General features: G+C 43.2%; 6 protein-coding genes. 2 read left to right on the top strand and 4 right to left on the bottom strand.

Annotated features, from left to right (window positions below):
- Positions 1 to 304: 304 nt before the first annotated feature.
- Complete coding sequence (locus tag ACAX20_RS05500; RefSeq protein ID WP_371189141.1) at positions 305 to 8,617, bottom strand: beta strand repeat-containing protein; 8,313 nt, start codon at positions 8,615 to 8,617, stop codon at positions 305 to 307.
- Positions 8,618 to 8,850: 233 nt separating this feature from the next.
- On the opposite strand from ACAX20_RS05500, the gene ACAX20_RS05495 reads away from it, so the two are divergent.
- Positions 8,851 to 10,185 (top strand): dicarboxylate/amino acid:cation symporter, encoded by a 1,335-nt coding sequence (locus ACAX20_RS05495; RefSeq protein ID WP_371189140.1) that lies wholly within the window; start codon positions 8,851 to 8,853, stop codon positions 10,183 to 10,185.
- A 150-nt stretch (positions 10,186 to 10,335) separates the two neighbouring features.
- Here the strand turns inward: ACAX20_RS05495 and tmpT are convergent, their stop codons facing one another.
- The 3 genes from tmpT to ACAX20_RS05480 form a co-directional block, all read right to left on the bottom strand.
- Positions 10,336 to 10,983 carry a thiopurine S-methyltransferase gene (gene tmpT / locus ACAX20_RS05490; protein WP_371189139.1) on the bottom strand — a complete coding sequence of 216 codons (648 nt, stop codon included), beginning with the start codon at positions 10,981 to 10,983 and terminating at the stop codon, positions 10,336 to 10,338.
- Positions 10,984 to 11,003: 20 nt separating this feature from the next.
- Positions 11,004 to 12,029 carry a protease SohB gene (gene sohB, locus ACAX20_RS05485; protein ID WP_371189137.1) on the bottom strand — a complete coding sequence of 342 codons (1,026 nt, stop codon included), beginning with the start codon at positions 12,027 to 12,029 and terminating at the stop codon, positions 11,004 to 11,006.
- 171 nt (positions 12,030 to 12,200) lie between these two features.
- A complete protein-coding gene (locus ACAX20_RS05480; protein ID WP_371189136.1) occupies positions 12,201 to 14,573 on the bottom strand; it encodes a VolA/Pla-1 family phospholipase in 2,373 nt (790 codons plus the stop codon).
- Positions 14,574 to 15,021: 448 nt separating this feature from the next.
- On the opposite strand from ACAX20_RS05480, the gene ACAX20_RS05475 reads away from it, so the two are divergent.
- Entirely contained in the window at positions 15,022 to 15,762 is a 741-nt protein-coding gene (locus tag ACAX20_RS05475; RefSeq protein ID WP_371189134.1) for a YciK family oxidoreductase, read from the top strand.
- Positions 15,763 to 15,838 lie beyond the last annotated feature (76 nt).

The raw sequence follows: 15,838 nt of genomic DNA, 5'->3' as shown, positions 1-15,838 counted from the left end.
GACCTAATAAAGCGACCCAAGCGCGATGGTAAACGCCTGTTAGATATTGCATTTATCACTTTATAAATGACGAAATGATGTTATTAGGTATATATGTAAACTTTGCCAGTGACAAGCACTATTTTTTTTATAACTGGCATTAATGCATTATTAATTGAGGTTAATTTACGAATTTCAAGGCGCAATGATAATCATAAAGGCTAGGTATTTTAAAGGAAAAATTGCATATTTTGTAGTTACGCTCAATAAACAAACAATAAAAAAGCCTCCGAAGAGGCTTTTTTATTCAAGTGCTACGTGGGTGTTATTGTATAACGATTTGAATTGCATTGATTTCAGTTATATCACCAGAAGGTGATTTAACTGTAACAATCAAGTCGCCTACCAATGGAACTGCGGGATCTGACAACTTTTCACCTTTAATGGTCACAGAGTAAGGGTCACCATCTCGATTCAGTTTTTGATAGTTTAACGTGTCATTTGGCACAAACAAGGGGTTTGTAGATGCTATACTACCTACCGTAGAGCTAAACAGAATTTCTGTTCCTTTAGGCATTGGCTGCCCTTTGAGATCAGAAACATATACTGTCGCCACTGCCGTCCCATCACCAGTAATATATACAACAGGATCCTCAGGTGTAATTCTAGCTTTTGAGCTACCTAAAACGATAACGATAGAGTCACGGATATTTAACGACGTTTGCTCAGAGCAATTTTTGCCTTTACACAAAACGCCGTTGTACTTCCCATCGTTATAATCATAAACTCCACTTCCATTGAAATCTACGAACTCCTCAGATGCACCCTCTTCATCTGCAACACTAACTGGTGCTGAACAGGTTGGCGCAAATTCGGTAGTATCAGCTGGATCTTCATATGGCTGGGGATTAAAACAACCATCTTCGTTATGATCTACAAAAGCTTCTGCTAAGTCATAAGGTGCATCGGATACCGCTTGCCCTGTATACGGGTTCACTCCTCGGAAAGCCTTCATTTCCTCTGAGTACGTACCAGTGTCATCCTCAACGATTACCGTATCACCCGAATCAAAATAACCGTCACCATCCAAATCAACGAATGACTCGTTACCAATAGCCGTAGCTAAAACCGTAATACGGCCATCTGCGGGAATTGGCTCTTGAATAGTAAATGTCACATCACATGAACTCGGGTTCCTGCCACCGACTTCCTCGATAGTACACTCGCCATCAACAAGGCCACCTTCTGATCTAAACGTAACCGCTGTACCTAATGGAATAGGGTTATTAAACGCATCACCCAATCGTGCAGTAATAGTAACAGTTTCACCATAAATTAACTCATGGTTATAATGAGGTGCTGCAATACTAAAGCTATCTTGATCAGGTATCCCTGTTGTTACGGTTAAACTACTTGATTGAGTTAAAACACCGCTATTGGCGACGGTTGCTGTTACCCGTACAGAGGTAGCTATTGTTCCTGCATTCACGATAGTCTGTACATAACCGTCAGCATTTGTGTCTGCTGTGGCAGGGGATGTTGTCAATCCACCTACTTCTGTATTCAAGGTAAAGTTAACTGTCTCACCAGCCATAGGATTGCCATTGACATCCAGTACTTGGAACAACAATGTTGAGCTTTCTTCACCGCCAGTACCTTGCAACGAAATGTTTTCTGGGGTTGCACTGACAAATTGAATACTGCCAAGAACAGGAGAATCAACTTCTAGTATTTGACTTACCGATAAGTTAATGCCACCTGTGCTCGCTGATGCGGTTATAACATCTTGACCTTCACAGCCTTGTGCCGCATAAGTTGCTCTTGCCTCACCACGAATAGTCGTAACAGGCGAATCTATCGACGCTTCCCCTGCAAGTACACAGCTAGAAGTAAAATCAACTACGATTGGCTGTTCATAGAGTTTAAGCATCTCGACGTTACCGTCTGAATCCGTGTACTCAATGTCACCACCAGCTCCAGTTTCAAAAATTTGTGCAGTAAATACAGCAGTACCTCCAGCTGATATGTTAGTGACATCAACTTTTGCCGCTTCGATAAAAATTGTCTTACCTTCTACCTGACCTGTACCTTCAACATAAGGATCGTCATTTTCGTCAAGTTTCTGTGCATAGCCCATTTTTAGATCAACTGCACCAACGACAACAAGCGTTTCACCAGATTCATCGTCCACTAATTTCGCGGTTACAGTTCCTGCACCTAGGGTATCACCTGCAATAATATCTAAGGACGCTTTGTATTCAGATATGATAACCCCATCAACGGTTGAAGTAACTAATGATGTAACTGCGGTTGGGATAGGAATTTCACCAATATCGCTAGAGAATGACACTAACACGGGTTTAGTAAAGCCTGTTACCGTTGCCACCAACTTACCAGGATTAGTAAGGTCAATAGTTTGCATTTCTTCTTCATTAGCTGTGTTTTCAGTACCTGGCTTAACGAGCTTCACTGATACAGTCACAGGTGGCTTACCAACGGTTTCAAAGGCGATACTATCTGACTCAAAAGTGGACGTAGTAGCCGTTACAATACCAGCGCCCGCAACATCACCAGCAAGTAGCTGGATTTTTGCGACAACCTCTGTAACATCAACGCCATTAAGCTGAACAGGATTACCCTGTTCGTCAAGGACAGGATATTTTTTGGTTAGCGCAGTCTTAGACTCAGGTGAGAATACGCCAAGCGTACTGGTAAATGTTACAAGCTCGCCCTCAAGAGCATTACCGTAGAGATCAGAAACGGAAACCGTGATAGTTGCCGGGTAATCCTCAGCAATTTTTCCATCAGGCGAACCAATATCGATAGAATCGATACTAATCACTTTTTCAACAACTTCTGACCCAGCAGTTTCAAAGTTGACGCGTGCTACCGCACCATTATCTAGCGTTGCTGTTAAGACATCGGCACCTGCAATAGCACCCTGACTAATATCAATCGAGGCTAAACCATTAACAGTCATTACTGTCCCTGATGATGGACTTAGCTTACCTAAGCTTGATGAGAAGTTTACTATTTCACCATCAAGCGGATTATCGTCACGGTCTAATACCTGAACTTCAACGGTTTGAACAGGATTACTCGCATCTAGGTTAAATGAAGCTGTGTTAATGATAATTTTCTTATCATTAATCTCTGCTGCATCACCTTTGGTGTAGAACGTTTTGCTATCTTGCTCGCCGGTCAATAACGTTGCAGTAACGATACCTGCACCTTCAACATCACCAGCGGTTAGCAGGATAGTTGCCTCAGCCTTATATACTTGCTGCCCATTATTATCTGTTATTGGAAGACCATTATCATCTGTAGCTTCTACTTTTTCGGTTAATACACGACCTGACGCTGGCGACAACACACCAAGCGTACTTGAGAAATCGACTATTTCACCGTAAAGCGGTTTACCATCAGCATCAGCCACACTCACACGAACAGTCGCTGGTGAAACCTTCGTAATATCCGCAGAAATAGCTGCCATTACAATGGATTTCGTGACTGCAGATGGCTCATCACCTGCCGTATGGAAGCCAATAGTATCAACTTCACCGGTCGACGTCGTTGCTGTCAATAAACCTGCACCTACAACATCACCCGCGCTAACAGAGATTTTCGCAATACCGTCGCTATTAGTTAATGCTGTACCACTACTTGGGTGTAAGTTACCTAACGTGCTTTCAAACGTAACAACTTCATACTGTGCCGGTACATTTCCTCGCATGACTTTAACTTCAAACTCCTCTGAAGTTGCGCCGCTTAGCGATACAGAAGGAGATTTAATAAAATTAATAGTGGTAACATCGCTTGGCTCTAGACCTTTTGTTTCAAAGTTAACGCGTGCTACTGCACCATTATCTAGCGTTGCTGTTAAAACACCCGCTCCGGCAATATCACCACCGCTAATTTCAATTATTGCAATGCCGTCAACGCCATTAAGCGTCTTCGTAATTGCCGCACCCGAAGCAGGATTTAAGTTACCTAAGCTTGATGAGAAGTTTACAATTTCACCATTAAGCGGATTGTCGTCACGGTCTAAAATCTGAACTTCAACAGTTTGAACTGGATTACTTGCATCAAGGTTAAATGAAGCTGTTTTAATGATAACTTTCTTATCATTAATCGGATCAGCATCACCTTTGGTGTAGAACGTTTTGCTATCTTGTTCGCCTGTTAGTAAGGTCGCAGTAACGATACCAGCGCCTTCAACCAAACCAGTGTTTAACTGGATAGTCGCAAAAGCTTTATATTCAGGATTATCGTCAGTACCTACATTCACTTGTTGTGTTAACACGCGACCTGACACCGGCGATAACACACCAAGCGTGCTTGAGAAATCAACAATTTCACCAACAAGCGGGTTACCATCAGCATCAGCCACACTCACACGAACGGTCGCTGGTGACCCCTTAGTAATATCCGCGGAAATCGCGTCCATGACAATTGACTTGGTAGTAACTGGAGTTTCATCTCCCGCAGTTTCAAAACCAATAGTATCCACTTCCCCCGTTAATGTTTTGGCGGTTAACAGACCTGCACCTGCAATATCTCCTGCGCTCAATTGAATTGTCGCTTTACCTTGGTCGTTAGTTAACGCTGTGCCACTCGTAGGGTGTAAGTTACCTAACGTCGAAGTAAATTCGACCACTTCAAATTTTGCTGGTGCTGAACCATGCATCACTTCAACTTCAAACGTTACCTTACCTGCACCGCTAAGAGACACAAATGACGGAGTCACAAAGTTGATTGTCGTAACTGGGTCAACTTCTAAACCATCAGTTTCAAAATTAACACGTGTTACATAACCATTGTCTAACGCTACCGTCAAAGCATCCGCACCAGCTACGTAGCCACGACTAATTTGGATGGTCGCGATACCGTCGATATCATTGTTGTCTTTGTCTTTTACTGTCTTAGTAAGAGCAGTACCCGATAGAGGATTTAGTTTACCTAAGCTTGATGAAAAATAAACTAGCTCGCCATTAAGCGGTTTACCCTCATCGTCAACGACCTGAACTTCGACCGTTTGAACAGGGTTATTGTCAGCCAAACTGAAGAATTGGGTTAAAGGCTTATTGATTCTGGCTGTCTTTTCATAAAGTACAGTTTGGTTACCTTGTGTATAGAAGGTTGTGCTATCTTGTTCGCCGGTCAGCAAAGTCGCCGTTACAATACCAGCACCTTCAACATCACCAGCTATAAGCTGAATAGTTGCTACAGCTATAGGATTACCGCTAGCATCTGTTGATTCTTCAGTTAAAACTCGGCCTGACGCTGGCGATAACACACCAAGCGAACTTGAAAAGTCAACAATTTCGCCGTAAAGCGGATCACCATTTGCGTCTTCAACAGTAACACTAACTGTTGCAGGCAAAACTGCTGAAATATCAGCTGAAATGGCATCCATAACTATTGATTTCGTGACAACAGGTGTCTCATCACCCGCTGTTTCAAAACCAATCGTATCCACTTCAGCAGTTAATGTTTTGGCGGTTAATAGACCTGCACCTGCAACATCACCGGTACTTACCGTGATCGATGCAACACCTTGCTCATTCGTTAACGCTGTACCACTACTAGGATGTAAATTGCCTAACGTCGAAGTAAATTCGATCACTTCAAATTTTGCTGGTGCTGAACCATGCATCACTTCGACTTTAAATGTCGCTTTATCTGAACCGCTTAGCGATACCAATGAAGGATTAATAAAGTTAATCGTTGTGACAGGGGGTTCTTCAAGTCCTGAAGTTTCAAACCCAACACGAGCTGTCGCGTCGTTATCTAGTGTAGCGGTAACAACACCTGCACCAGCAACGTCGCCTGCACTGATCTCGATAGTTGCTTTGCCATCAATATCAGTTAATGCCGTACCAGATAATGGTTGCAAATTACCGAGCGTTGAAGAGAAATTAACAACTTCGCCAAAAACAGCTTTTCCACCATCCGTTACAATAGCTGTAACTGTAGCTACGCTATCCGCATCAGTTAGGCTAAACGGTGCAGTATCAATTCTTACCGACTTACCAGGAGTTACCGATGCATCACCAATGGTTGCAAAGCCTTTACTGTCTCGCTCACCACTTACAAGACTTGCCGATACAAGACCTGCGCCTTCTACATTACCTGCGTTTAGGACGATAGTCGCCGTACCGGTCGAGTCCGTTAATGCGGTACCTGATGCAGGTGAGAACACACCTAAAGTACTTGAGAAATTCACGACTTCATTCGCAACAACACCGCTCGCATCAGTTACCTTTACAGTAACGATTGCCGGTGTCTTAGCTGTGATTGCCTCATCTGGGTATTCGGTTCCATCTAGGGATGTGGGTATAACCGACTCTATTACGATTAATTTACCAACAAATGATATTTCATCACCAGCCGTTGCAAAACCAATGGTATCTGTCTCACCAGTTGATGCTGTTGCCGTAACGATACCGGCACCTGCGATATCACCTGCGGTTAATGTAATGGCTGCCTCACCATTGGAGTCTGTTAATGCCGTACCACTGATCGGGTTTAGCTTACCTAAACTTGTTGTAAAGGTAATCACTTCTCGCGCAACTGCTTGACCATTGTTTTCAAGCTTTACAATCAAGGTCGCAGGTTGGTCATTGCTTATTAACGATTGGTTATCTTTAAACGTCAATGTCAATATTGTTTCAGCAACAGCTTCAAGACCGTCGGTTTCAAAACCAACTTTTGCGTTGGCACCATTATCTAAGGTTGCGCTAGCAACACCAGCACCTGCCACTTGACCTGCAGTTAAATTAATCGTTGCTACACCATCAGAATTGGTCAGTGCTGTACCAGAAGCTGGCGATAGTGTACCTAGGGTAGCCGCAAAGTTTACAACTTCACCAGCAACAGGTGCACCACCATCAGTTACCGTTGCTCGTAATTCTGCTGGCTGACCAGCACCAGTTACATTGGCGTTAGAAATACTGATCGCAACGGATTTACCACCAACATCAGATGCATCACCCTTTGTCGCAAAACCTAATGTATCTAGCTCACCTGTCGTTAAGCGTGCGGTAACAACACCAGCACCTTCTACGTCGCCGGCAGTTAATACAATTGTCGCAGTACCTTTCGAATCAGTCAGTGCAGTACCTGATACAGGAGCAAACACACCTAAAGAGCTTGAGAAATTAACAACTTCACCAGCAATAGGGCCATTACTGTCTGATACTACAGCGGTTACCGTTGCTGGAGCCGCTTCACTGACCATAGTAGATGATATGGATAGAGCAATATTTTTGCTTGAATCGACAATGTCGTCACCTGCGGTTTCAAAACCAACGGTGGCGTTAGCGCCATTATCCAAAGTAACACTTGCAACACCGGCACCGGCAACAGTGCCTGCAGTTAAGGTAATAATGGCTTTACCATCAGCATTGGTGAGTGCAGTACCTGATACTGGCGATAAGGCACCTAACGTTGCTGAAAAGTTAACAACCTCGCCGGCAATAGCTACACCATTATTTGTAACCATAGCGGTTAACGTGGCATTCGCATCTTTATTGACAGAGGTGTTAGAAATAGAAAGAGAAACTTCGTTACCTGTAATAGCTTGTGCATCACCTTGTGTCGCAAAGCCAATAGAGTCATACTCACCGCTTAATACCGTAGCGGTTACCAGACCCGCGCCTTCGACATTACCAGCTTTTAAGGTGATCGTTGCAACACCCGATTCGTTAGTCAGAGCAGTACCTGATGAAGGATCGAACACACCTAACGTTGATGAAAAATTAACGACTTCGTTTGCAACAGGGTTACCTGCGTTCGTCACCGTTACCGTTACGGTTGCAGGTGATGCTGCACTGATTTGGTTCGATGATAGAGTCAAGTTAACTTGCTTACCGGCGACGGCTGAACCGTCACCTGCGTTAGCAAAGCTGACTTCACCTTTAGTGTCTTTTGCTTTTTCAGGCGCTTTTACCACTGCAGTGACGGTACCTGCACCAGCAATAGTATCGGCATTAATAATAATGGTTGCATTACCTTGGCTGTCTGTTAACGCAGTACCTGATGCTGGTAATAAAAAGCCACTATCGGCAGTAAATTGAATAACCGCACCTGCGATAAGACCATTTGTGGTACTTGCTAAGTTAGCGGTTACTGTTTGTGGGCTGTTTGCGCTTACTTGCGGCGAGCTAATATTTAAAGTCAACTCAAAGCGTTCACCAGTTGGGTTTTCCGTACCGCCGGTTTCAAGACCATCACCAGCTGATTCAAATCCAACGGTGCCGCTTTCACCAGAGTCCAGTTTTGCAGTCACCGTACCTGCCCCACTAACGTCTGTCGGTTTTAAACCAATGGTCGCAATACCTTCAGAGTTAGTTAATGCTGATGCCGATTCAACATCAAAAATACCAAGGTCGGTTTCAAAATAAACGACAACCCCTTCGACCGGACTGCCATTGGTTTCAACTTTAGCTGAAACGATACCGGGTGAGTCATTACTAATTTGAGTTTTATCGATACTCACGCTAATTGTGGTTGTTGCTGGAGGAGGTGGTGTTTCGCCGCCACTGGAGTTTGTACCTCCATCGAGGGGCTCACCACCGCCACACGCAGTTAACATAGCAAGTAAAAATAGCTGCAGAAAACGCTGAAGTTGCTTCATAAAAAGCTGTCTCCCTGACTTTATTGTTATTTTATCACTTGCCATAGTAACCGATTCATCACAAAAAAGTTACCTTTTAATACAAAAATTTTCTGTCCTGCTAGGGGCTTATAGGCAACAATGCGCACGACCCGATTTACTTGGCAATATATATTACAGGGGGTTAACAAAATTGTTCTCTTTACTGTAGAATTGTCAGTACATCTATTTTTTACTGTATAAAGAGTTGTTCTATGAACAAAGAAAATGCGAATAGCCTTACAATGCGTATTGTTATCGGTATGATTGCCGGTATCGCGTTAGGCTTGGTATTCCAATTTGGCTTACCGAAAGATGGCGATCTAATTATCCCATTTGGTCTGTTTGATTTTAAAGTCAAAGCCTTTTTTATTGATGGTTTATTTGAAATTGGTGGTCAGATTTTTGTAACCAGTTTAAAAATGCTGGTTGTCCCGTTAGTTTTCGTCTCTCTGGTATGCGGAACCTGCTCTCTTACCGACACCTCAAAAATTGGTAGTATCGGTGGCCGTGCAATTGCCTTGTATTTAATGACAACCGCTATTGCTATCTCTATTGCAATTTTGGCGGGTATCTTGATTGCCCCAGGTGAAGGCGTCAACATGAGCGCCGATGTTACCTTTGCAGCGAAAGAAGCGCCTACCTTAACGCAAGTTATCATTGGTATGTTCCCAACCAACCCTTTTGATGCGTTTGCTAAAGGTAACATGCTACAAGTGATTGTCTTTGCATTACTATTTGGTATTGCTGTAGCACTAGCGGGCGAAGCTGGCGAACGTATTACCAAAACTTTCGAAGACTTAAATGAAGTCATCATGCGTCTTGTTATTATCCTGATGAACTTAGCGCCTTATGGTGTGTTCTGTTTGATGACAACCTTATTCAGCAAGCTTGATCCAAAAGCGTTTGGCAACTTAGCAGTATACTTCTTTACCGTATTAGGTGTATTGATGGTGCACGCATTTGTAACTTACCCAACGATTTTGAAGTTATTGACCGGATTAAACCCGATAACCTTCATTAAGAAAATGCGCACTACGGCAATGTTTGCATTCTCAACGGCAAGTTCAAACGCAACCATCCCGTCAACCATGAATACCGCGACTAAAAAGCTTGGTGTAGGTAACCCTATTGCGTCATTTACCGTTCCTATGGGGGCAACCATCAACATGGACGGCACAGCGATTATGCAAGGTGTTGCAACGGTATTTATTGCCCAAGTGTTTAATGTTGATTTAAGCCTAACCGACTTCTTAATGGTTATCGTTACCGCAACGTTAGCATCAATTGGTACCGCCGGTGTGCCAGGTGTTGGTCTGATCATGCTAGCGATGGTACTTGCACAAGTTGGCTTGCCGGTTGAAGGTATTGGTTTGATCATTGGTGTTGACCGTTTATTAGATATGGTACGTACCGCAGTAAACGTAACCGGTGATTCAATGGTTACCGTCATCGTTGGTAAAGCTGAAGGTCAATTTAATGAAGACGTGTTCAACAGTGTTGATGATACCCGTGGTGATCGTATCGATTTCCACCATTTAAAAGACTAACCATCAAAAGACTCTGTCGATGAACTGTTAGTGCTTCTCGGCTAAGCAAGATAATAAAAAACGCGCCTAGGCGCGTTTTTTATTATCTTGCAATCTCACAATTCAGACTGCCGTAAACAAAATGGGAAGTGTTTAATACACCCCATAACGTTATAGGCTTATAATATACAAGCTCTCAACCAATTTACTTACCGGGAAGGTTCGCTGTGCAAAACGACTGTCGGCTAACTCTCTGCTTGCCAGTTTTTCTATCGTCAAGCCTTTAAATAAGCGGTTAACTCGTTGCTCATCAATATTAAATGGCGGTCCACTCATTTGCTGTTGATCATATTCTAAGGTCAGCAAAAACAAACGAGTATTGGCACCAAAAAAACGCTTTAGCTTAGCCACATAATCAACTTGCATCGACTCGGGTAATGCTATCAGTGCGGCTCGGTCATAAATCCAATCAAAGGTTTGAAAGTCATCAACGTTTAAGGAAAAAAAGTCCCCTTGATAAATATCTATATTTGCTGATTGGTAGACGGTAAACGGTTGTTTTTCCTGCGTTGTGTAAGCTAACTTGTGTTCGCTAAAAAATTGCTGACAAGCAATCGCGCTCAACTCGTTACCAACCACCTTGCCATGCTCAGTTAAAAACACCAGATCATCCGATTTACCACATAACGGGACAAAAATATGTTGATCTGTTGCTCGCCAAAGGCTCGGTAAATATTCCGCTAACATTGGCTGACATTCACTTTGATGCCAGCCAGTTGAGTTTTTATCCCAGCAGTTATGCCAAAAATCCTGTTGCATTGTGTAACCCTTAACGGCAATTAACTAGGGAAAATGCGGTTATTTTGCCACAATTTGCCCAGTGAACGCTCAACAGATAACGAAGCCGCCTTGGCAAATTTTTCCGCAATGCCCTTCTTAGTTTCAAATTTTACAGACATGACTTTTTTCTGTTTTGCTGCATTTTGCACATAATCATCACTGGTTTGGATCTCATCAACGAGGCCAAGCTCTTTTGCACGGATGCCAAACCAGTGCTCGCCGGTGGCAACTTTACTGATATCAAGGCTTGGACGATGCTCACTCACAAACTGCTTAAATAACTCGTGGGTGTCTTCAAGCTCTTCGATAAATTTTTCACGACCTTTATCGGTATTTTCACCAAACATCGTTAAGGTACGCTTATACTCACCCGCCGTTAATTGTTCAAATTCGATGTCATTCTTCCTTAATACTTTATGGAAGTTAGGAATTTGAGCAAGTACACCGATTGAGCCAACAATGGCAAATGGCGCAGAAAGAATTTTATCTGCAACACATGCCATCATATAGCCACCACTGGCCGCCACTTTATCAACCGCTACGGTTAGCGGTATATTGGCTTTCACTAAGCGATCAAGTTGCGATGATGCAAGTCCATAACCGTGTACCATACCGCCACCACTTTCTAAACGAACCAGCACCTCATCTTGCTCGTTAGCGACGCTTAAAATGGCACTGATTTCTTCGCGTAAGCTATCAACTTCTTTCGCATCTATTGAGCCTTTAAAATCTAAAACGAACAATCGCGCTGACGACTCTTGGTTATCGCTCGCTTTATCCTTTTGCTTTTGTTGCTTTTTAAGCTCTTTTTCATGTTGCTTAAATTCATCTTTATCTAATAAATTAGCCAACATGTAATGTTCGGTATCTTGATAACGCTCGGTTAAATCGCAAACGTCCAACTCACCCTTTTTATGCTTTTGCTTTTGTGCAGCACCGGCAATGGCTGCAATTATGGCAATAACCGCAATAACGAACGTAAAGACTTTGGCAAAAAATAAGCCATACTCGTATAAAAATTCCAATTTACTTCTCCTAGTAAATGCCTGGTAATAACAGCACTGTAAATATTTTTATGGGAGCAAGCCCCCATTCGACGCAAACCTCAATTGCATCATGCTCGCCTTGTAAGTTCAAGTCACAAATAAAAAAAGGAGGCATTATGCCTCCTTATTCAAAACGTTATTAACGTCTGATTATTGTTGTTGTAGAACCACGTCAGGGTTGTTTACGACAATAGCCGTGCCTTTAGTAGCAAAATAAGCGGCAATTTGCGACTGAATCTCTTGTGTCGCTGCAGGGCTTGCCGCTGGGTTTAGGATTGAGCCATGATCACCGGCAACAAATTTAACCGCGCCTGACACTGGCGTCGCAGCTGCTGTCGTTTCTGATACCGTATCAACACCTAATAAGTTAATCAGTGGCGTTGAACCAGCTAACGGCGATGTCGGCGTGGTAAGTGGTATCACAGTATCAGCAGGAACATCTAAGCCATTACCAACCATTTCAATAATATGTAACGGAGTACCGTTAGCTACGAGTGGCTGGGTATAATTAATCATATCAGCCGCATCAACAATAGTCTGCGCAGCGAAAGTCCACTGTGCTAAAGCCGCTTGTACTTCAGGGGTTACCATACCATTGGCTTCAAAATTGTTCCAGAATGCCACCATATCTGCCGCTGTCGCATTGGCACCACCAATATCCTGTGCGGCTGTGGCAAACTCAGGTGATAAGCTCAGCGCTAGGTTGTATTTAATCAAAGGACCAAACGTAGGTGACGCCATACCAAAGTTTGGCACGCCTCCAGCTGGAGAAGCTAGCGATGCTGCTTGCACTTTAAAGAAAGCATCAACCTGATCATTAAGCGGTGAGTTGGTCATCGCTAAAAAGTTAACGCCTGTCAAAGCACCAAGAGAGTGGCCCACATAGTAAACTTCACCCGCGTTTACATTCGCACCTTGTAAGAAGTTAATGCCCATACGTAACGCCATTGCGTCGGCAGCGCTTTGTCTAAAGTTATCTCGACCACTAACTAAGTCAGCAATATTAATGTAATAAAACGGATTTGCCGCCGCTTCAAATTCCGCAACGCCGTCTTCATCGGTATCAAAACCACGTGAATTATGTAACGGGTGGTCAATTGCAATGGTAGCAAAACCATTGACCGATAAAAGACCGGTTAACGCTAACATATCTTCTTTTTTCGAAGTAATACCGTGCTGTAGCATCACCACTGGCCAACCCGCTTCTGACTCACTGATTTGCCCTGGCAAACCAAGTGCTTGACGTACCGCGTTAGCGACCATAGGATCTGGCACCGTCATTTGTACATCAAGATTTTGCATTGATTGTACTTTCGGAATGGGGTTGAACTTGGTTAGGTTTCGTTCAGTATCAATGCCAACGTCACGTAAACCAAAGCTCATGCAGGCAGCATCGGTTGGACTTACAGGGCCTTCTGGTAATGATGTTGCAAACGCTAACATAGCACCTGAATCACATAATGCTTGCCAGTTAGTGCGTTGTGCCAATGCAGGCGATTGTGGTGTTTGCAAATAATAAGGAACCGTTACCTTACCAGCATATAATTTTGCGCTTGTGTACAAAGGCACGAGTTGCGGATCAGCAGGATCTAATAAGCCGGCATTTACTAGTACGTTGGCAACCGTTAAGTTAGTATCCATCACCGCAACGGATGGTGTTGGGAACAATGCCGTTTGCGGATTTAAGCTCGCGGCTAATAATTGCTTAGTTACCGCAAGTGAGTCCACTGTCGACTGTGTGGTCATCGCTGCAGTATATGTTATCGAGTCGCGCTCAACACCAACAGCTGCGGCTACCGCTTCAAAACTATTTGAAATAGCCTGTAAGCCACCTAATGACGGATCGTCAATTGGCGATGTCGCAATATCTTGACTTACTAACTCATACGTTGTTGAACCTAATACAGCATAACCTTCAGAATCCAGTAAGCTGTCGGTTAATGCCATAATGTAGGTTGTTTTCGCTTTTAACGGTTTAAGTGGCACAACAGTTAACGAGGTGCCTTCGGCTTTAACCACAAAATCGACACCAAAAGTTAACTTCGCGCCTGGCTTACAAGCGATACCTCGTGGTACCGCAGTGCAATCAGCATCGCTCATATCGCCGCCCATAACGGCTTCAAAGATATGTACAGCCTCACCTGACATCACGCTGCTTGGATCAACGGTAATTCCGTCAGCCATATCTAACGCTAACACAAATGGCTGATGGGTTGACCAACCATCTAGGGTATTTGCTGCAACTAACGGGTTAGAAAAATCGCTTGGGTCGTCGACAGGAAAGTTAAACGTTCCGTCTTTTATTGCTACCCCAGACTCTACATCTTCATCATCAACTAAAAGTAATAGATCATTTGGTACGGACACCCCTTCTGGGTCAGTAGGATCAAACACCACGCGACTCGTAACCGGTGTAGGATTTTTATCGGCATTTTGATTGTTAATATCGCTGATGGTTTCCCCATCACAGGCCGTTAAGCCAAGAGCGCTTGCGACAGCAAGGCCAATCATCAGTTTTTTCATATGTCTCCCCAGAGGAACTTTTACCGCATTCAAATAATGTTATTGTTTTTAAAGCGATTTTATTTGATTTTTATAAACTAGTACGACCAGTGATTAACCGGTTATGATTAAACTAACCCAAGATGATGCATTTTACTACCCTTTTTTGTGCACATGCTTAGCGTTTCTCTACTGATAAGACCAGTGAGAGCTAACTGCTTATCTTGGCTAACTTTTTTGCGGTATGGTTGCCTACTGACGACATGATCAGCCCACAAATGTGTGAGTGAAATGTGTCGTTAGACATCTGTAGACGTTGACTGAAACAGTTAGATTTAACTGCGCAATAAAACTGCACTATAAAAATGCACTATAAAAATCTGACTTTATATAAATAGAGGTCGAATCATTGCTCAACTACGAGTAAAATACGTCACATATATACTTGCAAATTAAAAACGAAATCATCATGTCTGAATTTATCGTAACCGACCAATGTTTAAAAAATAAAACCATACTTGTCACCGGTGCTGGTGATGGTATTGGCCGTTGTGCTGCTGTACATTACGCCAAACACGGTGCCATCGTGATCCTATTAGGTAAAACAGTGGAAAAACTTGAAGCCGTTTACGATGAGATTGTTAATGCAGGCTATCCAGAGCCGGCAATTATTCCATTAGATATGAAAGGTGCCACCCAACAGCACTATAAAGACATGACCAGCACCATCACCGCTCAGTTTGGTCATTTAGATGGTGCATTGTTAAATGCATCCGTGTTAGGTGAGTTAACGCCTTTTACGCAAATTAATAATCAAATTTGGGACGACGTAATGAAAGTTAACGTAACGGCGCAGTTGCATTTAGCGCAAGCACTGATCCCAGCCATGTTACAAGCTCCTAGTGCATCATTGTTGTTCACTACCTCTGGTGTTGGTAATAAAGGTCGTGCATTTTGGGGGCCGTATAGTATTTCAAAATTCGCTACCGAAGGCATGATGCAGGTTGTTGCTGATGAATACGAAGGCAGCAGTTTGCGTGTAAATGCCATCAACCCAGGTGCTACAGATACCAAAATGCGTCAAACAGCCTTCCCAGCTGAAGATAAATCGAAAATCGCCACTCCTGAAGATATCATGCCAGCCTATATCTATTTAATGAGTGATGCTTCACAGCATGTTAATGGCGAACGCATCAATGCTCAAGGCTAGTTAACGATTAACACCTAAGTGTAACTCCACTTGAGATTTACACCGATAGCCATAAATAGCAAAAGGCTTAGCGAAT

Origin of the sequence: Thalassotalea sp. Sam97 (genome assembly GCF_041379765.1) — a bacterium.
GTDB classification, from domain to species: Bacteria; Pseudomonadota; Gammaproteobacteria; order Enterobacterales; family Alteromonadaceae; genus Thalassotalea_A; species Thalassotalea_A maritima.
Note: the sequence above shows the minus strand (reverse complement) of the source record. Positions and strands in the feature narration are given on the sequence as shown.

Coding starts and splice junctions, on each gene's coding strand:
- ACAX20_RS05500 (WP_371189141.1), bottom strand. CDS start 8,617: ATGAAGCAACTTCAGCGTTTTCTGCAGCTATTTTTACTTGCTATGTTA.
- ACAX20_RS05495 (WP_371189140.1), top strand. CDS start 8,851: ATGAACAAAGAAAATGCGAATAGCCTTACAATGCGTATTGTTATCGGT.
- tmpT (WP_371189139.1), bottom strand. CDS start 10,983: ATGCAACAGGATTTTTGGCATAACTGCTGGGATAAAAACTCAACTGGC.
- ACAX20_RS05480 (WP_371189136.1), bottom strand. CDS start 14,573: ATGAAAAAACTGATGATTGGCCTTGCTGTCGCAAGCGCTCTTGGCTTA.
- ACAX20_RS05475 (WP_371189134.1), top strand. CDS start 15,022: ATGTCTGAATTTATCGTAACCGACCAATGTTTAAAAAATAAAACCATA.